This is a genomic window from Plesiomonas sp. (assembly GCF_051652165.1).
In the GTDB taxonomy this organism is placed as follows: Bacteria; Pseudomonadota; Gammaproteobacteria; order Enterobacterales; family CAMTGL01; genus Plesiomonas.
This window is the reverse complement of sequence record NZ_JBOFTR010000003.1, coordinates 154896-175493: the sequence shown is the minus strand read 5'-3', so window position 1 is coordinate 175493 and position 20598 is coordinate 154896. Positions and strand designations below refer to the sequence as shown.

The following is a 20598-nucleotide window of genomic DNA, read 5'->3' as shown; positions in this document are numbered from 1 at the left end:
AGTAACACAAACAGACGGTGTTTTTGTGCAGTCATGCACTGATAGAAGAGCATCTCGATTAAAGTGAAACTGACCGAACTAAAGAAGATAAGGAAGACCACCATGTCAGACATGATGAGCAATGACGTGGATCCGATCGAAACCAGCGACTGGCTGCAGGCTCTCGAATCGGTAATTCGCGAAGAAGGCGTTGAGCGTGCACAGTTTTTGATTGATCAGATCATGGATAAAGCACGTATGGGTGGCGTATCGCTGCCAAGCGGTATTCACACAAATTATATCAACACCATTCCAGCTTCTGCTGATCCAGTTTATCCGGGTAATCATAATCTGGAGCGCCGTATTCGTTCTGCGATCCGCTGGAATGCCATCATGACGGTGCTGCATGCATCGAAGAAAGACTTGGATCTGGGCGGCCACATGGCTTCTTTCCAGTCTTCTGCCACCATTTATGATGTGGCGTTCAACCACTTCTTCCGCGCACGTAATGCGCAAGATGGCGGTGACTTGGTGTTCTTCCAAGGTCATATTTCTCCGGGGATCTATGCACGTGCTTTCGTTGAAGGCCGTCTGAGCGAAGATCAACTGAACAACTTCCGTCAGGAAGTTGAAGGCAAAGGTGTCTCTTCTTACCCACATCCAAAACTGATGCCTGAGTTCTGGCAGTTCCCAACCGTATCTATGGGTTTAGGCCCGATCAATGCTATCTATCAGGCACGTTTCCTGAAGTATCTCAATGATCGTGGTTTGAAAAACACCGCAGAGCAGACCGTGTATGCGTTCTTGGGTGATGGTGAGATGGATGAACCAGAATCTAAAGGTGCGCTGACATTTGCCGCCCGTGAGAAACTGGACAACCTGTGCTATGTGATTAACTGTAACCTGCAGCGCCTTGATGGCCCAGTAGTGGGTAACGGTAAGATTATTCAAGAGCTAGAAGGCCTGTTCCGTGGTGCTGGCTGGGAAGTGATCAAAGTTATCTGGGGTTCTAAGTGGGATGCCCTGCTGCAGAAAGATACCTCAGGTAAGCTGCTGCAACTGATGAGTGAAACCGTTGACGGTGACTATCAGAACCTGAAATCAAAAGATGGTGCATACGTGCGCGAGCACTTCTTTAACAAGTATCCGGAAACGGCAGCACTGGTTAAAGATCTGACTGATGACGAAATTTGGTCACTGAACCGTGGTGGTCATGATCCGGTTAAAGTCTATGCGGCATTCCAAAAAGCGAAAGAGACCAAAGGCAAGCCGGTTGTGATCCTGGCCAAGACCGTAAAAGGTTACGGTATGGGTGATGCAGCGGAAGGCAAGAACATTGCTCACTCCGTGAAGAAACTGGATATGGAAAGCGTGAAGCAGTTCCGTGACCGTTTCAACATCAACTTGTCTGATGATGAAGTGCAGAACCTGCCATACATCAAATTCCCAGAAGGCTCTGAAGAGTACAACTACCTGCATGAGCGCCGTCAGGCCCTGAAAGGGTATGTACCAACCCGTCTGCCGAAATTCACCCAAGAGTTCATCACGCCAGAGCTTGAAGAGTTCAAGCCGCTGCTGAATGAACAAGCGCGTGAAATTTCAACGACGATGGCATTTGTCCGTGCACTGAACGTCCTGCTGAAAGACAAAAATATCGGTAAGCACATTGTGCCAATTATTGCCGATGAAGCACGTACCTTTGGTATGGAAGGCCTGTTCCGTCAGGTGGGTATCTATAACCCGCAGGGTCAGAACTATACCCCACAAGATCGTGAAGTTGTCTCTTACTACAAAGAAGATAAAGCCGGTCAGGTTCTGCAAGAGGGTATTAACGAGCTGGGCGCAGGGTCTTCATGGCTGGCGGCGGCAACCTCTTACAGCACCAACGATGTACCGATGATTCCGTTCTACATCTACTACTCAATGTTTGGTTTCCAGCGTATTGGTGACCTGTGCTGGGCAGCAGGCGATCAGCAAGCTCGCGGCTTCTTGGTCGGTGGTACAGCAGGCCGTACGACGCTTAACGGTGAAGGTTTGCAGCATGAAGATGGCCATAGCCACATTCAGGCACTGACAATTCCTAACTGTGTTGCATACGACCCAGCCTATGCGTATGAGTTGGCTGTTGTGATGCAAGACGGTGTGCGCCGTATGTATGGTGAGCAGGAGAACGTGTTCTACTACCTGACTACCATGAACGAAAACTACCATCAGCCTGCAATGCCAGAAGGCGCAGAAGAGGGTATCCGTAAGGGTATCTACAAGCTGGAAACTGTTGCCGGTGATAAGGCAAAAGTTCAGCTGATGGGTTCTGGTGCAATCTTGCGCCATGTTCGTGAAGCGGCACAGATCCTGTCTGCTGATTACGGCATCGGTTCTGATGTATACAGCGTGACTTCGTTCACCGAAGCGGCTCGTGAAGGCCAAGATTGTGACCGTTGGAACATGCTGCATCCAGAAGCTGCGCCACGTGTGGCTCATATCACTTCTGTGATGAATGATGCACCAACTATCGCGGCAACTGACTACATGAAACTGTTCGCTGAACAAGTGCGTGCATTTGTACCGGCAGCTAACTATCGCGTACTGGGCACTGATGGTTTTGGCCGTTCTGATAGCCGTGAAAACTTGCGTCGCCACTTTGAAGTGAACGCGCATTACGTGGTGGTTGCTGCGCTGACCGAGCTGGCTAGCCGTGGTGATGTTGCTAAATCTGTTGTGGCAGATGCCATTGCGCGATTTGGTATTGATGCAGATAAAGTCAACCCGCTGTACGCATAAGAGGCACGATTCATGAGCATGGAAATTTTTGTACCGGATATCGGTTCTGATGAAGTTGAAGTTACCGAGATTCTGGTTAATGTCGGCGATAAAGTTGAAGCCGAACAATCATTGATTACTGTTGAAGGCGATAAAGCCTCAATGGAAGTGCCTGCCTCTGCCGGCGGTATTGTAAAAGAGATCAAAGTTCAAGTTGGCGGTAAAGTTTCTACCGGTTCACTGATCATGATTTTTGAACAAGAGGGTGCGGCAGCCGCACCTGTTGCAGCGCCAGTAGCGGCTGCTGCGGCTGCATCTGTTGCTGCTGCACTTAAAGAAGTGTGTGTGCCGGATATCGGTGGTGATGAAGTTGAAGTCACCGAGATTATGGTTGCCGTTGGCGATAGCGTGACCGAAGAGCAGTCTCTGCTGACTGTTGAAGGTGATAAAGCTTCAATGGAAGTGCCTGCACCGTTTGCCGGTGTGGTCAAAGAGATCAAAGTGGTTACGGGTGGTAAAGTCTCTACCGGTTCCCTGATTATGATCTTTGAAGTGGCGGGTGCTGCATCTGCAGCGCCAGTGGCTCAGGCAAGTGCACCGGTTGCTGCTGCACCGGTGGCGAGTGCCGCTAAAGATGTACACGTGCCGGACATCGGCGGTGACGAAGTTGAAGTTACCGAGATCATGGTTGCCGTGGGTGATAGCGTAGAAGCTGAACAATCACTGATCACCGTGGAAGGCGACAAGGCTTCTATGGAAGTGCCTGCGCCGTTTGCTGGTGTGATCAAAGAGATCAAAGTACAAGCGGGCAGCAAAGTGTCTACCGGCTCTCTGATCATGGTCTTTGAAGTTGCCGGTGCAGCGCCAGCTGCTCAGCCAGCACAAGCCGCACCTGTGGCTGCCGCAGCGCCTACAGCAAAAGCTGCCGCACCTGCCGCGGCTAGCGAGTTTACTGAAGATGCTGCGTACAGCCACGCAACGCCAGTTGTACGCCGTTTAGCACGCGAATTTGGTGTTAACTTAGGTAAAGTGAAAGGTTCTGGCCGTAAAGGTCGTATCCTCAAAGAAGACGTACAAGACTATGTGAAGAACGCACTTAAGCGTTTGGAGTCAGGTCAGTCGGCCTCTTCTGCGGCAATGAGCAGTGGTGCAGGCTTGGGTCTGCTGCCGTGGCCGAAAGTAGATTTCAGCAAGTTTGGTGAAGTGGAAGAGGTTGAACTGGGCCGTATCCAGAAGATCTCTGGCGCTAACCTGCACCGTAACTGGGTGATGATCCCGCACGTAACCCAGTGGGATGACGCGGATATCACCGAGCTGGAAGCCTTCCGTAAGCAGCAAAATGCTGAGCTTGAGCGTGCAAAAGCTGATCTGAAAGTGACTCCGCTGGTCTTTATCCTGAAGGCTGTGGGTAAAGCTCTTGAAATGATGCCGCGCTTTAACAGCTCTATTTCTGAAGATGGCCAGAAGCTGACGCTGAAGAAATACATCAACATTGGTGTTGCAGTGGATACGCCAAACGGTCTGGTTGTTCCGGTCGTGCGTGATGTGAACAAGAAGAGCATCACTGAGCTATCGCGCGATCTGATGGAGATCTCCAAGAAAGCCCGTGCTGGCAAGCTGACATCGTCAGACATGCAAGGCGGTTGCTTCACTATCTCTAGCCTTGGCGGTATCGGTGGTACAGCATTTACACCTATCGTAAATGCGCCGGAAGTGGCTATTCTGGGTGTCTCTAAGTCTGAGATGAAGCCAAAGTGGAACGGCAAAGAGTTCGCACCACGCCTGATGCTGCCACTGTCACTGTCTTATGATCACCGTGTGATCGATGGCGCTGATGGTGCTCGCTTCATCACCTTCTTGAACAATGCCTTGTCTGACATTCGCCGTTTGGTGATGTAAACAATGATCGATTGGCACGGTTACGGCATAAGCTGTGACCGTGCCGACGAATCTGGCATGTCGGATACGAAGCTTGTTTGCGAGTTGTTAACAACCTTGTAAACTTGTGGCGCACAAACCCTACATGGTGCGCTTCGTACCCGAGTTCAGGGATATAAAGATTATAATGAGGTCATGATGAGTAAAGAAATCAAAGCCCAAGTTGTGGTACTCGGGGCTGGCCCTGCGGGTTACTCAGCCGCATTCCGTTGCGCAGATTTAGGTTTGGATACCGTTATTGTTGAGCGTTATTCTACCCTCGGTGGTGTGTGTTTGAACGTGGGTTGTATCCCGTCAAAAGCACTGCTGCACGTAGCAAAAGTGATCGAAGAAGCAAAATCACTGGCTGAACACGGTATCGTATTTGGTGAGCCAAGCACTGACATCACCAAAATTCGCCTGTGGAAAGAGAAAGTTATCAGCCAACTGACCGGTGGTCTGGCTGGTATGGCGAAAATGCGTAAAGTGCAGGTGGTTAACGGTTTAGGTAAGTTCACCGGCCCGAACAGCATTGCTGTTGAAGGTGCTGATGGTGTGACTACCGTAAATTTTGATAACGCTATTATTGCTGCAGGTTCACGCCCGATTGAACTGCCGTTTATTCCGCATGAAGATCCACGTATTTGGGATTCAACCGATGCGTTGGAGCTCAAAGAAGTGCCTGAGCGTCTGTTGGTGATGGGCGGTGGTATTATCGGTCTGGAAATGGGCACGGTATATCACGCTCTGGGTTCAAACATTGACGTTGTTGAAATGTTCGATCAGGTTATTCCTGCTGCGGATAAAGATATCGTTAAGGTGTTTACCAAGAAAGTCAGCAAGAAGTTTAACTTGATGCTGGAAACCAAAGTTACCGCAGTAGAAGCGCGTGAAGATGGCATCTACGTGACGATGGAAGGTAAAAAAGCACCGGCTGAACCACAGCGTTACGATGCGGTACTGGTAGCAATTGGTCGCGTACCAAATGGTAAACTGCTTGATGCTGGTAAAGCGGGCGTTGAAGTTGACGAGCGTGGCTTTATCCGTACCGACAAGCAAATGCGCACTAACGTGCCGCACATTCATGCTATCGGTGATATTGTGGGTCAGCCGATGCTGGCACACAAAGGGGTGCACGAAGGTCACGTGGCAGCCGAAGTGATCTCTGGTAAGAAGCACTACTTCGATCCGAAAGTGATCCCATCTATTGCCTATACCGATCCGGAAGTGGCTTGGGTAGGTAAGACTGAGAAAGAGTGTCAGGCAGAAGGTCTGAAGTACGAAACTGCAACCTTCCCGTGGGCAGCGTCTGGCCGTGCTATCGCGTCTGACTGCGCTGACGGCATGACTAAACTGATTTTCGACAAAGAGACTCACCGTATTTTAGGTGGCGCGATTGTCGGTACTAACGGCGGTGAGCTGTTAGGTGAGATCGGTCTGGCTATCGAGATGGGTTGTGATGCAGAAGACATCGCACTGACCATCCATGCGCACCCGACACTGCATGAGTCAGTAGGCCTGGCGGCAGAAGTGTTCGAAGGTTCGATTACTGACCTTCCAAACGCGAAAGCGAAAAAGCGCTGATTAAAACATTATCGTGATGTTCTGTGGGTAATCCGTTGATTATCCACTGAGTTATCCGCTAAATATAAAAAGCCCCACACAGCGGTTTATCCGTTGGTGGGGCTTTTTTATGTTCAGTGATACTTCGTTATACAGGCGCTATACGAGAAGTGTTCGGTGAATAAGCGGGTCTGTGTAACAGCCCGCTTATTCAGTGCGTTAGCTTACATATCTGCTTATTCAGTGCGTTAGCTTACATATCCGCTTACTGCACTTGTTTTTTAAGTCTCGTTTTTAAGTATCGCTTTTAAGCATCCTCTCAAAAGTATTGTCTTTTAAGATTGTGCAGAGTCTGACGCGTCAGCAGCACCTTGCGGCAAGTTGACTTCAATCTGATCCACTTTTTGCAAACCGCGCGGTAACAGTGTTCCTTTGCGGCCGCGTTCTGCGCGGAACTTACTTAAATCATCAGGCTTAATGGTCAGCTTACGCTTACCAGCATGCAGTGTGACCGATGCCTGCGGCGAGATGATGCTCAGGTGCTGCAACAACTCTTCTCGGGCGGCTGCACGGGCTGCCGGAATGGTGACAATTTTATTGCCTTTGCCTTTTGACAATTGCGGCAGGTCACTGACTGGGAACAGCAGCATCCGGCCTTCTGAGGTGATAGCCATCAGCAGATCGTCATCATGATTGACATTCAGTGGCGGTAAAATTTTGGCATTTTCAGGCAGATTGAGCAGTGCTTTACCGGCACGATTACGAGCGACCAAATCAGCAAAGGTACAGACAAAACCGTAACCGGCATCGCTGGCGAGCAGCAATTTCTGGCTCTCTTCTTCCATCAACACCTGTTCAACCACAGCACCTGCCGGTGGCGTGAGTTTACCGGTTAACGGCTCACCTTGCCCGCGCGCGGAAGGCAGTGTTTGTGGATCGAGCGCATAACTGCGGCCACTAGAATCGAGGAAGACCACTGGCAGGTTGCTCTTGCCGCGAGCAAACCCACGGTAAGCATCACCCGACTTATAACTTAAGGCCGCAGCATCAACATCGTGCCCTTTCGCGCAGCGAACCCAGCCCATCTCTGAGAGTACGACAGTCACCGGTTCTGCTGGGGTGAGATCGCGCTCGGTCAGTGCTTTGGCTTCACCCCGCTCAACCAGTGGAGAGCGGCGGTCATCGCCAAAGGTTTCGGCATCAGCCAGTAGCTCTTTTTTCATCAGGGCGTTGAGTTTATGCTCTGATCCTAATAGGCCTTCAAGCTGTGCTCGCTCTTTTTCCAGATCGTTCTGCTCACCGCGGATCTTCATCTCTTCCAGTTTTGCCAAATGGCGTAACTTTAGATCGAGGATCGCATCAGCTTGTGTTTCACTTAAGCCAAAACGCTGGATCAGGATCGGTTTGGGTTCATCTTGCTGGCGGATGATCTCAATGACTTCATCAATATTGATAAATGCAGTGAGCAAGCCTTCAAGGATATGCAGGCGTTTTAATACTTTCTCTAAACGGTGCTGTATCCGGCGGCGAATGCTGTCGCGGCGGAATGTCAGCCATTCGCTCAGAATGGTCAGTAAACCCTTCACTTCTGGGCGGCCATTGAGCCCCAGCATGTTGATATTCACCCGATAGCTCTTTTCCAGATCGGTCGAGGCGAACAGGTGGTTCATCAGCATCTCTGCATCAACCCGATTCGATTTTGGCACGATCACTAAGCGGGTTGGGTTTTCATGGTCAGACTCATCACGCAGATCGTCAACCAGCGGCAGTTTTTTCGCCCGCATTTGAGCGGCAATTTGCTCGATGACTTTCGCGCCAGAGCACTGGTGTGGCAGGGCGGTGATGATGATTTCACCGTCCTCTTTTTTCCACAAGGCGCGCATGCGGATAGAGCCACGACCGGTTTGGTAGATTTTTTTGATATCACTGCGCGGGGTGATGATCTCCGCTTCGGTCGGATAATCCGGCCCCTGAATATGGGTCAGCAGCGCATCAAGTGTTGCATCTGGATGATCGATCAGATGAGCGGTGGCGTTGACGATCTCCCGCAAATTGTGCGGCGGAATATCGGTAGCCATACCTACAGCGATACCGGTTGTTCCGTTCAGCAGTATGTGTGGCAGACGGGCAGGCAGCCATTTAGGTTCAGGCAAGGTGCCATCAAAGTTTGGCTGGAAATCGACCGTGCCTAAGCCGAGTTCACCGAGCAGTACATCAGCAATTTTTGATAGCCGTGACTCGGTATAACGCATCGCGGCGAATGATTTCGGATCATCGGGCGCTCCCCAGTTACCTTGCCCGTCAATCAGCGGGTAGCGATAAGAGAAGGGTTGTGCCATCAGCACCATGGCTTCATAGCAGGCGCTGTCACCGTGTGGATGATATTTACCCAGTACATCACCGACGGTACGGGCTGATTTTTTAAATTTTGCCGCGGCGCTCAACCCCAGTTCAGACATGGCGTAGATAATACGCCGTTGTACCGGTTTTAGGCCGTCACCGATAAATGGCAGGGCACGATCCATGATCACGTACATGGAGTAGTTCAGATAGGCGCTTTCTGTGAACTGGCGCAGGGTTTGCTGCTCAGTTCCATCATGATTATTATCGCGCCCATCACGTGGGGTATCAGTCATTACGCTTTCCCATTCAATCTATTAGGCTTCAAGATCAGCCAGATCGCCTTTGCTTTGCAGCCAGTTGCGGCGGTCTTCCGAACGTTTTTTCGCCAGCAGCATATCCATGATGTCGAGCGTTTGCTGCACATCATCAATGGTGAGCTGTACGAGGCGGCGGGTATTCGGGTCGAGCGTGGTTTCACGTAACTGCAATGGGTTCATCTCACCCAGACCTTTAAAACGCTGTACGTTAGGCTTGCCTTTTTTCTTTGCTAAACGGCCTAAAATGCCCTCTTTTTCGCTTTCATCAAGGGCATAAAATACCTCTTTACCTAGATCGATACGAAACAGTGGTGGCATGGCAACATAGACATGACCTTGCTCTACTAGCGTGCGGAAATGGCGCATAAATAGCGCGCACAGCAAGGTGGCAATGTGCAGACCATCAGAGTCCGCATCGGCTAAAATACAGATTTTACCGTAACGCAATTGGCTGAGATCATCGCTATCGGGATCAATACCAATGGCGACCGAGATGTCGTGTACCTCTTGTGAGGCCAGTACTTCATCGGACGAGACTTCCCACGTATTGAGGATCTTTCCGCGCAGCGGCATAACAGCCTGAAATTGACGGTCACGGGCCTGTTTGGTTGAGCCGCCCGCAGAGTCACCTTCTACCAAAAACAGCTCAGTGCGGCTAAGATCTTGCGAAGAGCAGTCGGCCAGTTTTCCGGGCAGTGCAGGGCCACTGGTTAGCTTTTTACGTACCACTTTTTTGGCGGCACGCAGGCGGCGCTGGGCGCTGTTAATGGCAAGTTCAGCTAACTGTTCAGCATATTGCACATTCTGGTTAAGCCATAAACCAAAGGCATCTTTAACAATACCTGAGACAAATGCGGCACTCTGGCGTGAGGAGAGGCGCTCTTTGGTCTGCCCAGCAAATTGTGGATCTTGCATTTTGATCGAAAGCACGTAAGCACAGCGATCCCAGATATCTTCCGCCGAAAGTTTAACGCCGCGCGGCAGCAGGTTACGGAATTCGCAAAACTCACGCATGGCATCAAGCAGGCCTTGGCGTAGGCCGTTGACGTGTGTACCGCCTTGTGCCGTGGGGATCAAGTTGACATAACTCTCGCCAATCAACTCGCCCCCTTCAGGCAACCAAATCACTGCCCAGTCAGCCGCTTCGGTATCTGATGATACCGTGCCGGTAAACGGTAATTCCGGTAGGGTAATAAACTCTTTAACAGCATCAATTAAATAGTCATTTAAGCCGTCTTGATATAACCAGCGTTGCTCGGTGTTATTGACTTTATCAGTAAAGACAATTTCTAGCCCTGGGCAGAGCACCGCTTTGGCTTTGAGCAGATGTGTCAGGCGCGATACGGAAAATTTTGCTGAGTCAAAATAGCTGGCCGTTGGCCAAAAATGGACGCTGGTACCGGTGTTTTTACGCCCACAGGTGCCGATGACGGTGAGATCTTGAATTTTTTCACCATCGGCAAAAACAATCGAGTAGATCTGGCCATCACGCTTAACGGTAACTTCAACACGGCGAGAGAGTGCGTTGACAACGGAGATCCCCACCCCGTGTAGACCACCGGAGAACTGATAGTTCTTATTGGAGAATTTTCCCCCCGCGTGCAGTCGGCATAAGATCAGCTCAACGCCAGAAACACCCTCTTCAGGATGAATATCTACTGGCATACCACGGCCATTATCAATGACTTCAAGTGATTGATCGGTATGTAAAATAATATCGATACGGTTTGCATGACCGGCCAGAGCTTCATCGACACTATTATCTATTACTTCCTGCCCAAGGTGGTTTGGGCGCGTCGTATCAGTGTACATACCGGGCCGGCGACGAACTGGCTCAAGGCCACTGAGAACTTCAATGGCATCGGCATTGTAATTATTGGTTTGAGTCATGGTATGTATATATTTACAGGTGTTTGGCCATCATGGTCGTCAGAGAACCATGAAATGTCAAGATGTGGTTAATCTGAGAAAGGCAATTATGGCAGCAAAGTAACGGGAAAACCCAGTGAAAGCATGATTGCCTTGCATTTCCACGCTTTGACGACAGGCATGAAAGTAAGCCACTGCTTGCCGATAATCGAGCACTTCATCACCCTCTTGTTGTAGTAACCAGAGTAACGTGGGAAACGGTAGTGGATCAAGGTGTAGATCGAGTAGCTGTTCCATATGTTGATGAGTCAGGGTGTAATGCTCACCGGTATAAGGGTTGGTATTGTTTCCTAAATAGTGTTGTAACAGCTCAAAAGGGCGCACTGCAGGGTTAATGACAACAGCACGTAGCTGATAGTGTTGGGAAAGGTAGGTAGTATAATACCCGCCTAATGATGATCCTATCAGTGCTGGTGTTTCCCCTTCTTGCTGACACTGTTCAATCAGCGCAGAAACCTGATCAATGGCCGCTTGTGGGGCAAAAGGCAATGTGGGAATGTGCATCTGAATATCAGGGTGATGCTCTGCAAGATGGTCACGCAGTGCGACGGCTTTAGCCGATCCACTTGAGCCATTAAAGCCATGCAGATAGATTAAGGTCGCCATCAGTAACCTTCCGATTCCATATCTGGACAAAATTGCTGGCCGGGTAGACGGTGAACTTGTGTTTCGACGGTGCCATTGGGCAGTAAATCGAGATAACGCCAACCGGGTGACAGTTGATCAAGGGTAAAATTAGTGCAGTGTGCTTTAAATTGAATACAGGTTGACGGTGTAGCGAGTAGACGGCATTGACTCCACAAGCAATCCATCTCTTGATGGATGTGGCCACAAACAATTACTTTTGCTTGTGGGCGAGGGCGCAAAATTTCTTGTAGTGCGCCCGCATTTCGCAAGCTGTGTTGATCAAGCCATGTACAACCAGAAGGTTGCGGGTGGTGATGCAACAGTATCACAGCATGCCGTTGTGGATATTGATCTATTTTTTTAGCCAACCAGTTGAGCTGATAGTCGTTAAGCTCACCATGTGGAACGCCCAACACTTGGCTATCGAGCAAAATTAATTGCCAGAACTCACCCAGTAGCACCTGTTTTGAGGGTTGAATACCATTGCGCTGTAAGCCATCGACCATTGCCGGTTGGAAATCATGATTACCAGGTAGCCAGACACAGGGGCGTGCTAAACGCGCTACACCCTCTGCAAAATGGTTATAGGCAGCCTGTGAGTGATCTTGTGCCAAATCACCTGTTGCAACAATGAGATCAACTGGGCGCTGCTCTGCTTGAATGTGATCAAGTACCGCATGATAGCTTTGCAGTGTGTTGATCCCAAGCAGCTCTCCCTCTTTTGAGGCGAATAAGTGGGTATCAGTAATTTGCAAAAGTCGGATCCGCTCAGAGGCAACCGGCGGTTGGAACAGGCTTTCCACGTAGTGTCCTTCGTTTTGTCTATTATTACGTTAATGTATGAGGTATTAATGAAATATACTTTAGTAAATACCGTATTATCCTTATACCACAGGTAAATAGGCACTTAATATTGCATTTAGCCTGTGCCATATGAACACCGTTTTATGGTGTAATTTGATATGCAGTTTATCTGATAATTTTAAATGTTTCGGAACAATGTTTAATTCAGTGATAAATCCCCAGGTTAAAATGTCAAAACTGTTGCATGGCACACATTTCTGTTTTTCAGCTTGCGCTCCAATTTTCGCGCAGCACTTGCCCGTGCAGTTGTAGCCATTGCAGCGCAATAATTGATGCAGCATTGTCAATCTTACCTTCAGTAACCCACTGATAAGCTTGTGTACGGCTGACTACGTGCACGCGAATATCTTCGCCCTCTTCGGGCAACCCGTGCAGGCCTTTGGCAAGGGTAGCATCAACTTCCCCTACGTACAGTTCAAGGCGTTCTGATGTTCCCCCTGGGCTTGCTAAGTAACTGAGCATATGCTGACAACGCTGCACAGTAATGCCAGCTTCTTCATGAGCTTCACGTCGCACCACTTGTTCGGGATGTTCAGAAGGCTCGATAATGCCGGCAATCAACTCTAATAACCACGGTGTAGGGCTTGTATCGAGTGCTGCAATGCGTAACTGCTCAACCAGAACGACTTCATCACGTTTAGGATCATAAGCGAGTAACACCGCAGCATGGCCACGCTCAAAAATTTCTCGGCTAATAACAGGGCTCATTTGGCCATTGAACAGACGGTGGTGAAAGCGATAACGCACTAAAGAGAAGAAACCTTGGTAGAGTGTGTCACGTTCTAGCATCTCAATGTCGTCAGGAGTCATGCAAGCATTTGAATAATCAGGATTGTTTGTATCAGTCATTTGCAGTTGTTATCCTAAAAGTCGTATTATTCTTTCGTTAAGTTAAAGTAACATGCTGAAATTAAAGGATTACTTTAATTCTTTTTTCCTTTGCTTTGTTATATTTTTAATCAATATGGCACAGAATCCCTATTTCTCTGCGAAGACTTTGGTACACTAACGCACAATTTTGCGGTGATTGATTGCATCACAACTTAAATAAAATTATCGAACAAGGAATAGCCATGAAAAAGATTCTTCCCATTTTAATCGGGTTGAGCCTCGGTAGCATGAGTTTGGCAGCACAGGCTGATTCACTCTTGGATATCTATCAGCAAGCAAAAGTGAACGATCCTGTACTGCGTAAGGCTTCTGCTGATCGTGATGGTGTTGTTGAGCAAATCAATCAAGCGCGTGCAACTTTACTGCCACAACTGACAGGTGCAGGTACAGTCACCTATAACCGCGATGCCAGCCGTTTTACTAAAACGCATGGTTCATCTGCTCAAGTCAATTTAGCGCAGTCATTGTACGATCGCTCAAATTGGGTGAAGTTGACGCAAGCGGAGAAAAAAGGAAGCCAAGCCGATGTTAACTATACGGCAGCGCAGCAAGATTTGATTGTACGGGTAACTAACGCCTATTTTGGCGTGCTGCGTGCACAAGATGATCTTACCGTTATTTTAGCCGAGAAAAAGGCCGTTTATCGCCAACTTGAACAAACTAAACAGCGTTTTGACGTGGGTTTAGTTGCGATTACCGATATGCAAGATGCTCAAGCACAATATGATCAGGTGATCTCTAGCCAAATTACAGCACAAAATACGCTGGATAATAACTTAGAGAACTTGCGTGAAATTACCGGTAATTTACCAAGTCGAATCAATATCTTAGATACTAAAAAGTTCAGCACGAAAAAGCCGCTGAAAATTGATCAGTTGATGAAAGAGGCGGATTCGAAAAACTTAAACCTGATGGTTGCGCGTTTAGGCCAAGAGCTGGCACGTGAAAATATTCGTTTAGCCGAGTCTGGTCATATGCCGACTTTAGGCTTGCAAGGCTCTATGGGTTTTGCTGATAACGAAGTGACCAACTCAAACTATATGAAGTCTAACCACGGTAGTAACTCATCGGTCTCTTTAAACTTAGCCATTCCAATCTACTCTGGCGGCGGCACTAGCTCTAAGGTGAAAGAGGCTGAATATGCTTTTGTCAGCTCGAGTGAAGATTTAGAGCGTATTTACCGCGGTATCCAAAAAAGTGTTCGTGCCGCACACAACAACATTGTGGCCTCTATCAGCTCAATTAATGCTAATGAACAAGCGGTTGTCTCTGCAAAAAGTGCTTTAGATGCAACGGAAGCGGGCTATGAAGTGGGTACACGTACTATTGTTGATGTGCTAAACAGTACCCGCGCGCTATACAATGTAAATCGTCAGCTTGCTAATGCGCGCTATGACTACCTGATCAACACCTTGACATTACAAGGGGCGGTGGGTCAATTGAGTGAGAAAAATATTCAAATGCTCAACAGTGCACTGAATACACCATCACCAGTTATTCTTGAAGAGACATCACAATAATAGACACATACTAGGATGCAGTATTCGCACAATACAACATAGTGTTAAAATAGTGCGTTTTATATAGCCTACAAGTCACATAACCAGCCATAAGTTTCTTATGGCTGGTTTTTTTTGGTTATTTTACATGAGTGTGCTTGTGGGGAAGGTAAAACACATCAGTGGCCTCGCATGATGATTTTGTGGCAGTTAGCAGGTTACTGAGAAATAACCAACAACCTTGTAACATTTATTTTAAGTTAGGCCTAAATTCTGCTAGTCTGACACGTATTTCCAGTAATGTATTTGTTCTCTGAGCTGAATGAAAAATAGCCAGCTCATCACGATAAGCAAGACCTGCAACAACACAAGGACAGGGGGAATAACCCCGATATTAGGATAATAAAAGAGGAACTCGTCGTGCTAGAAGCGTATCGTCAACATGTCGCGGAGCGTGCCGCCGAAGGTGTAGTGGCTAAACCACTCGATGCTGCACAAGCAGCGGCATTAATTGAACTGCTCAAATCCCCTCCTGCAGATGAAGATGCATTTTTACTCGATCTGCTCGCCAACCGTATTCCACCAGGTGTTGATGAAGCGGCCTATGTGAAAGCCAGTTTTCTGGCCGCGGTTGCTAAACAAGATGTGCACTCACCGATAGTTTCCCCTGCTTATGCTGCAAAGCTACTTGGCACAATGCAGGGTGGCTATAATATTCAGCCACTGATTGACCTACTTGATAGCTCTGATCTTGCCTCGATTGCCGCCGATGCCCTGTCACAAACTCTACTGATGTTTGATAACTTCTACGATGTGGAAGATAAAGCCCGTAATGGCAACGTGTATGCACAGCAGGTTATTGAGTCATGGGCTGAGGCTGAATGGTTCTTATCGCGTGCGCCGGTAGCCGAAAAAATTACAGTAACCGTCTTTAAAGTCACCGGTGAAACTAACACCGATGATCTCTCGCCAGCCCCTGATGCGTGGTCGCGCCCTGATATTCCACTGCATGCACTGGCCATGCTGAAAAACCCGCGCGAGGGTATTGACCCCGATCAACCGGGCACTGTAGGCCCAATTAAACAGCTTGATGCACTGAAACAACAAGGTTTTCCGCTGGCCTATGTGGGTGATGTGGTCGGTACCGGCTCTTCACGTAAATCGGCGACGAACTCAGTGCTGTGGTTTATGGGGGATGACATCCCATATGTGCCAAACAAACGTGCCGGTGGTATCGTTTTAGGCAGCAACATTGCGCCGATTTTCTTTAACACCATGGAAGATGCCGGCGCTCTGCCTATTGAGGTGGATGTCAGCCAACTCAAAATGGGTGATGTAATAGACATTTACCCGTACCAAGGGGAAGTGCGTCTGCACAGCACTCAGCAGGTTGTGGCCCGTTTTAGCTTGAAAACCGATGTGTTGTTGGATGAAGTGCGCGCCGGTGGGCGTATTCCGCTGATTATTGGCCGTGGTTTAACCAGCAAAGCCCGCGAATCACTGGGGCTGCCGGTCAGTACCGTGTTCCGCCTGCCACAAGCGGTGGCAGATACCGGCAAAGGTTATACCTTAGCGCAGAAAATGGTCGGTAAAGCCTGTGGTGTTCAGGGCGTGCGTCCGGGAACATACTGTGAACCGAAGATGACCACCGTCGGCTCACAAGATACCACCGGCCCGATGACGCGTGATGAGCTGAAAGATCTTGCTTGTTTGGGCTTCTCGGCGGATTTGACCATGCAGTCATTTTGCCATACCGCCGCTTATCCAAAACCGGTTGATGTGCAGACACACCATACCTTGCCCGATTTTATCATGAACCGTGGTGGTGTGGCTTTGCGTCCGGGGGATGGGGTTATTCACTCTTGGCTCAACCGCATGTTGCTGCCCGATACCGTAGGTACGGGGGGCGACTCACACACCCGTTTCCCGATGGGTATCTCCTTCCCTGCAGGTTCAGGGCTGGTGGCTTTTGCTGCAGCCACTGGCGTGATGCCGCTGGATATGCCTGAGTCAGTCTTGGTACGCTTTTCTGGCGAAATGCAACCGGGTATCACCCTGCGTGATCTGGTGCATGCGATTCCTTATTACGCCATCGAGCAGGGTTTGCTGACGGTGGAGAAAAAAGGCAAAAAGAACATCTTCTCTGGCCGAATCTTAGAGATTGAAGGTCTATCACAACTGAAAGTAGAGCAAGCGTTTGAACTGGCTGATGCCTCGGCTGAACGCTCTGCGGCGGGTTGTACTATCAAGTTGGATAAAGAGCCGATTATTGAGTATCTGAACTCCAATATTGTGCTACTCAAGTGGATGATAGCTGAAGGCTATGGCGATCGCCGTACTCTAGAGCGCCGTATTTTGGGGATGCAGAGCTGGTTGGCTGATCCGCAACTGATGAGTGCCGATCCTGATGCCCAGTACAGCGCGATTATCGAAATCGATCTGAACAAGATTTGTGAGCCAATCTTGTGTGCGCCAAATGATCCTGATGATGCGCGCCTGCTCTCTGATGTGGCTGGTGGCAAAATTGACGAAGTCTTTATTGGTTCGTGCATGACCAATATTGGCCACTTCCGCGCCGCGGGTAAAATGCTGGATAAATTCAAAGGCCAGATCCCAACCCGTTTATGGATAGCTCCGCCAACCAAAATGGATGCCGCCCAGTTAACCGAAGAGGGATACTACGGCGTGTATGGCCGCTCCGGTGCACGTATTGAGATCCCCGGTTGTTCACTGTGCATGGGAAATCAGGCGCGGGTACATGATGGGGCAACGGTTGTCTCAACCTCAACCCGTAACTTTCCGAATCGCTTAGGGACAGGCGCTAACGTGTATCTGGCCTCTGCAGAACTGGCAGCGTTGTCAGCAGTGCTAGGGCGTTTGCCAGAAGTGAGTGAGTATCTGGCTGCGATGCAGGAAATTGATCTAACGGCAGCAGATACCTACCGTTATCTGAACTTTAATCAGTTGTCTGATTACACACAAAAAGCCGATAACGTGATTTTTCAGGTTGCGCTGTAACAGGGCGCTACAATAGCTATTGTCATTCTCATAACAATGACAATGCGGCCCTGCCTGAAAGTCTGAGGTGTACCCCTGCCTTAGCCATTCAGTAACGGCTGTTTGTGCTCGATAGATTGAGCGGGAAGGTGAACTTCCCGCTTTTTTTTTACCTTATTGGCGGTATATGGTGTTTTCCGGTGTCTGGAAAGTGGTGCTGTAGGCGCGTGTTATTGCGATACGATATACTCTCATTGTTGTGTTTGACCGTATGCTGTGCGCCCTGCATGGCCATATCTGCAAAAATTAAAGGGGATACCAATGGATTACGAATTTCGCCGTGACCTGATGGGGGCTGTGAAAGCCCAGTTTTCGATGGGGCACGAAGCTCTAGCCTGTTGGATTAATGATGAAATTGCCGGCAATCTGCCGTTTCTGACGGATATTTTGTCGGCGATTGATAGCGTGCGCGGTTCAGAACGGCAGTGGCAACACACTGGGCGCGAATTTAGCCTGTTGATGGATGGCGAAGAGGTCATGGTGCGTGCCAACATCATGAGCTTTGAGAGCGATCAGCTCGAAGATGATATGCAATATTATGATGAAGAGAGCCTCAGTTTGTGCGGATTAGAGGACTTTGAACAAGCACTGTTAGCTTATCAGCAATTTTTGATTGAAGGGCGTTAAGTGCCTCTTTTGATATTAATACAGGCCATGTTTGTATTGTTATCACGACACAAGAGTACAACAGCACAACAGCAATAAAATGGCTATGTAACCACTTATGAGAGTATACATTTTTAAGTGGCAGATAATTTATATCTCTCATTGTCAAGTGAGAAAACCATTAGTGCAGCATGTTGCATATTCAGAGTTGGTGTAACTGCAGTGTGAAAATAACTTGACCTTCCTGTAAGGGGAGGCATTAGTCTAAACGGCCATTTCACCTGTTACGGATAGCACGATGCAACGCAGAGATTTTCTTAAATTGGCCTCCGCTTTAGGTGTTGCCACCAGTTGGTCTGGCAGCGCATGGGGGGCTCTATCTGCCCCGCTTAGTACACCCCTACCCATTCCGCCTTTGTTAGAAGCTGACAACACTGGCACAGTAAAATTGAATTTACAAACCGGCAGTATGTACTGGCGTGCGGGTATGGCTACGCCCACGTGGGGTATTAACGGTGGTTTTTTAGGGCCAGCGGTAAAGTTACAACAGGGCCAGCGTACCGCATTGCAGATCACCAATAATTTGCCAGAAAGTACCACTATTCATTGGCACGGCCTTGAAATACCAGGCGATCAAGATGGTGGGCCACATCAGATGATCCCAGTGGGAAAAAGCTGGACTGCGCAACTTGATATTACTCAACCGGCTGCTACTTGCTGGTTTCACCCGCACCCACACCATATTACCGGCCGTCATGTTGCTATGGGGTTGGCCGGTTTATTGCTGATTGAAGATGAGCAAAGCCGCCGTCTTGATCTACCCAAAACATGGGGTGTTGATGATATTCCGGTGATTTTGCAAGATCGCCGTTTAAATGCGCGTGGTGAAATTGATTATCAACTCGATGTGATGACTGCTGCCGTTGGTTGGTTTGGCGATATTATGCTGACAAATGGCGTGGTCTACCCGCAACACAGTGCACCACGTGGTTGGGTGCGCTTACGCCTGCTGAACGGCGCGAATGCACGCAGTATGCTATTGGCCTGTAGTGATGGGCGCGATATGCAAGTGATTGCCAGCGATGGTGGATTTTTAGCAGCACCAGTAGCATTAAAGCAGCTTAGTATGTTACCCGGAGAGCGTTTTGAAGTTTTAGTGTCTACTGCTGACGGTAAGCCCTTTGATCTGATATCACTCCCTGTTGGGCAAATGGGGATGGGATTACCCCCTTTTGATAAACTGCTTCCTGTGTTGCAAATTCGCCCAAATGATAAAGCTGGTGTCACTGCCTTACCTCCGACACTCGGTACGCTGCCCCCTTTACCCGCATGGCAAAAATTCCCAGTACAAAAATTGCACCTGAGTATGGACTCACGTCTTGATCGCGAGGGTATGCAAGCCTTGATGGATCGCTACGGCATGGCCGCAATGGGCAATATGGATCACTCGATGATGATGCAGCATATGTCACCACCGAATCGTACAAAAATGACAACATCTGCGCCTGCAGAACATTCGGGTCACTCAGATAATCGCATTGAAAAAGATCATGCCAGCATGGGGCATGCTGCAACGAAAGCCTCAACAGAGGGCACCATAAGTGATCACATGGCAAGCATGGATCACAGTATGCATAGCCAGCCAAAAGAGGGGATGCCGAATAACCACTCTGCTAAAGCTGCAAACACAACAGCAGAGCAACCTCTGGATCTCATGAATGCAAATCGGATTAATGGACAAGCATTCTCAATGACCACGCCTGCTTTTCATATTCCACAAGGGGAGTATCAACGCTGGATTATCTCAGGTCAGGGCGACATGATGTTGCATCCATTTCATATTCATGGTTGCCGTTTCCGAATACTCAAAGAGAATGGTCATCCACCTGCGGCACACCGCCAAGGTTGGAAAGATATCGTTCAAGTTGAAGGAGGGGTCAGTGAAGTGCTGGTACAGTTCAATCATCCTGCCGGTGTCGATCACCCCTATATGGCGCATTGTCATCTGCTTGAGCATGAAGACAGCGGCATGATGTTATCGTTTACCGTGGGTCAGTAATATCGATAATTTGTAGTACATTTCTGCATAATTTATCTCTATACCTTCAATAAAATAGAATGCGCGATGCACATCGCGTGTTTTTTTATGCATAAAGATATAAATCAGATGACACTTAATTTCAAATCCGTATAATCAATCGCAATGAGAGTAATTATCACTCGTGTTATCTTATGGTGTAGCAATA

General features: G+C 48.7%; 12 protein-coding genes. 7 read left to right on the top strand and 5 right to left on the bottom strand.

The window, feature by feature from the left end:
* Positions 1–102: 102 nt before the first annotated feature.
* The 3 genes from aceE (at position 103) to lpdA (ending at position 6240) form a co-directional block, all read left to right on the top strand.
* Positions 103–2760: a pyruvate dehydrogenase (acetyl-transferring), homodimeric type gene (gene aceE, locus ACRC53_RS02075; protein WP_438641910.1), complete on the top strand. Its 2658-nt coding sequence runs from the start codon at positions 103–105 to the stop codon at positions 2758–2760.
* 12 nt (positions 2761–2772) lie between these two features.
* The gene (gene aceF / locus ACRC53_RS02070; protein ID WP_438641909.1) at positions 2773–4638 is read left to right on the top strand and encodes a pyruvate dehydrogenase complex dihydrolipoyllysine-residue acetyltransferase; all 1866 of its coding nucleotides are present in this window, start codon (positions 2773–2775) and stop codon (positions 4636–4638) included.
* 177 nt (positions 4639–4815) lie between these two features.
* Positions 4816–6240, top strand: a complete 1425-nt coding sequence (gene lpdA / locus ACRC53_RS02065; protein WP_438641908.1) for a dihydrolipoyl dehydrogenase — start codon at positions 4816–4818, stop codon at positions 6238–6240.
* Positions 6241–6554: 314 nt separating this feature from the next.
* Here lpdA and parC read toward each other — a convergent pair whose 3' ends face one another.
* From parC to nudF, 5 genes are all read right to left on the bottom strand, one after another.
* Positions 6555–8855, bottom strand: coding sequence for a DNA topoisomerase IV subunit A (gene parC, locus ACRC53_RS02060; RefSeq protein WP_438641907.1), 2301 nt, complete (start codon positions 8853–8855; stop codon positions 6555–6557).
* Positions 8856–8876: 21 nt separating this feature from the next.
* Positions 8877–10769, bottom strand: a complete 1893-nt coding sequence (gene parE / locus ACRC53_RS02055) for a DNA topoisomerase IV subunit B (protein ID WP_438641906.1) — start codon at positions 10767–10769, stop codon at positions 8877–8879.
* Between the two features lie 57 nt (positions 10770–10826).
* Positions 10827–11414, bottom strand: coding sequence for an esterase YqiA (yqiA, locus tag ACRC53_RS02050; protein ID WP_438641905.1), 588 nt, complete (start codon positions 11412–11414; stop codon positions 10827–10829).
* Positions 11414–12238: a 3',5'-cyclic-AMP phosphodiesterase gene (gene cpdA, locus ACRC53_RS02045; protein WP_438641904.1), complete on the bottom strand. Its 825-nt coding sequence runs from the start codon at positions 12236–12238 to the stop codon at positions 11414–11416. Before cpdA ends, yqiA begins: the two co-directional genes overlap by 1 nt.
* A gap of 265 nt (positions 12239–12503) precedes the next feature.
* Positions 12504–13109 (bottom strand): ADP-ribose diphosphatase, encoded by a 606-nt coding sequence (gene nudF / locus ACRC53_RS02040; RefSeq protein WP_438642010.1) that lies wholly within the window; start codon positions 13107–13109, stop codon positions 12504–12506.
* A 263-nt stretch (positions 13110–13372) separates the two neighbouring features.
* Here nudF and tolC point away from each other — a divergent pair, with 263 nt between their 5' ends.
* The 4 genes from tolC to cueO all read left to right on the top strand — a co-directional run bounded on the left by tolC (position 13373) and on the right by cueO (position 20411).
* Positions 13373–14710 (top strand): outer membrane channel protein TolC, encoded by a 1338-nt coding sequence (gene tolC / locus ACRC53_RS02035; protein WP_438641903.1) that lies wholly within the window; start codon positions 13373–13375, stop codon positions 14708–14710.
* Between the two features lie 399 nt (positions 14711–15109).
* Positions 15110–17707 (top strand): bifunctional aconitate hydratase 2/2-methylisocitrate dehydratase, encoded by a 2598-nt coding sequence (gene acnB / locus ACRC53_RS02030; RefSeq protein ID WP_438641902.1) that lies wholly within the window; start codon positions 15110–15112, stop codon positions 17705–17707.
* A 300-nt stretch (positions 17708–18007) separates the two neighbouring features.
* On the top strand, positions 18008–18373 hold the full coding sequence (locus tag ACRC53_RS02025) for a YacL family protein (RefSeq protein WP_438641901.1): 366 nt from the start codon (positions 18008–18010) through the stop codon (positions 18371–18373).
* Positions 18374–18650: 277 nt separating this feature from the next.
* The gene (cueO, locus tag ACRC53_RS02020) at positions 18651–20411 is read left to right on the top strand and encodes a multicopper oxidase CueO (RefSeq protein ID WP_438641900.1); all 1761 of its coding nucleotides are present in this window, start codon (positions 18651–18653) and stop codon (positions 20409–20411) included.
* Positions 20412–20598 lie beyond the last annotated feature (187 nt).

Excerpts from the sequence above, each read along its gene's own strand:
- aceE (WP_438641910.1), top strand. The coding sequence starts at position 103 with ATGTCAGACATGATGAGCAATGACGTGGATCCGATCGAAACCAGCGAC.
- aceF (WP_438641909.1), top strand. The coding sequence starts at position 2,773 with ATGAGCATGGAAATTTTTGTACCGGATATCGGTTCTGATGAAGTTGAA.
- lpdA (WP_438641908.1), top strand. The coding sequence starts at position 4,816 with ATGAGTAAAGAAATCAAAGCCCAAGTTGTGGTACTCGGGGCTGGCCCT.
- parC (WP_438641907.1), bottom strand. The coding sequence starts at position 8,855 with ATGACTGATACCCCACGTGATGGGCGCGATAATAATCATGATGGAACT.
- parE (WP_438641906.1), bottom strand. The coding sequence starts at position 10,769 with ATGACTCAAACCAATAATTACAATGCCGATGCCATTGAAGTTCTCAGT.
- yqiA (WP_438641905.1), bottom strand. The coding sequence starts at position 11,414 with ATGGCGACCTTAATCTATCTGCATGGCTTTAATGGCTCAAGTGGATCG.
- nudF (WP_438642010.1), bottom strand. The coding sequence starts at position 13,109 with ATGACTCCTGACGACATTGAGATGCTAGAACGTGACACACTCTACCAA.
- tolC (WP_438641903.1), top strand. The coding sequence starts at position 13,373 with ATGAAAAAGATTCTTCCCATTTTAATCGGGTTGAGCCTCGGTAGCATG.
- ACRC53_RS02025 (WP_438641901.1), top strand. The coding sequence starts at position 18,008 with ATGGATTACGAATTTCGCCGTGACCTGATGGGGGCTGTGAAAGCCCAG.
- cueO (WP_438641900.1), top strand. The coding sequence starts at position 18,651 with ATGCAACGCAGAGATTTTCTTAAATTGGCCTCCGCTTTAGGTGTTGCC.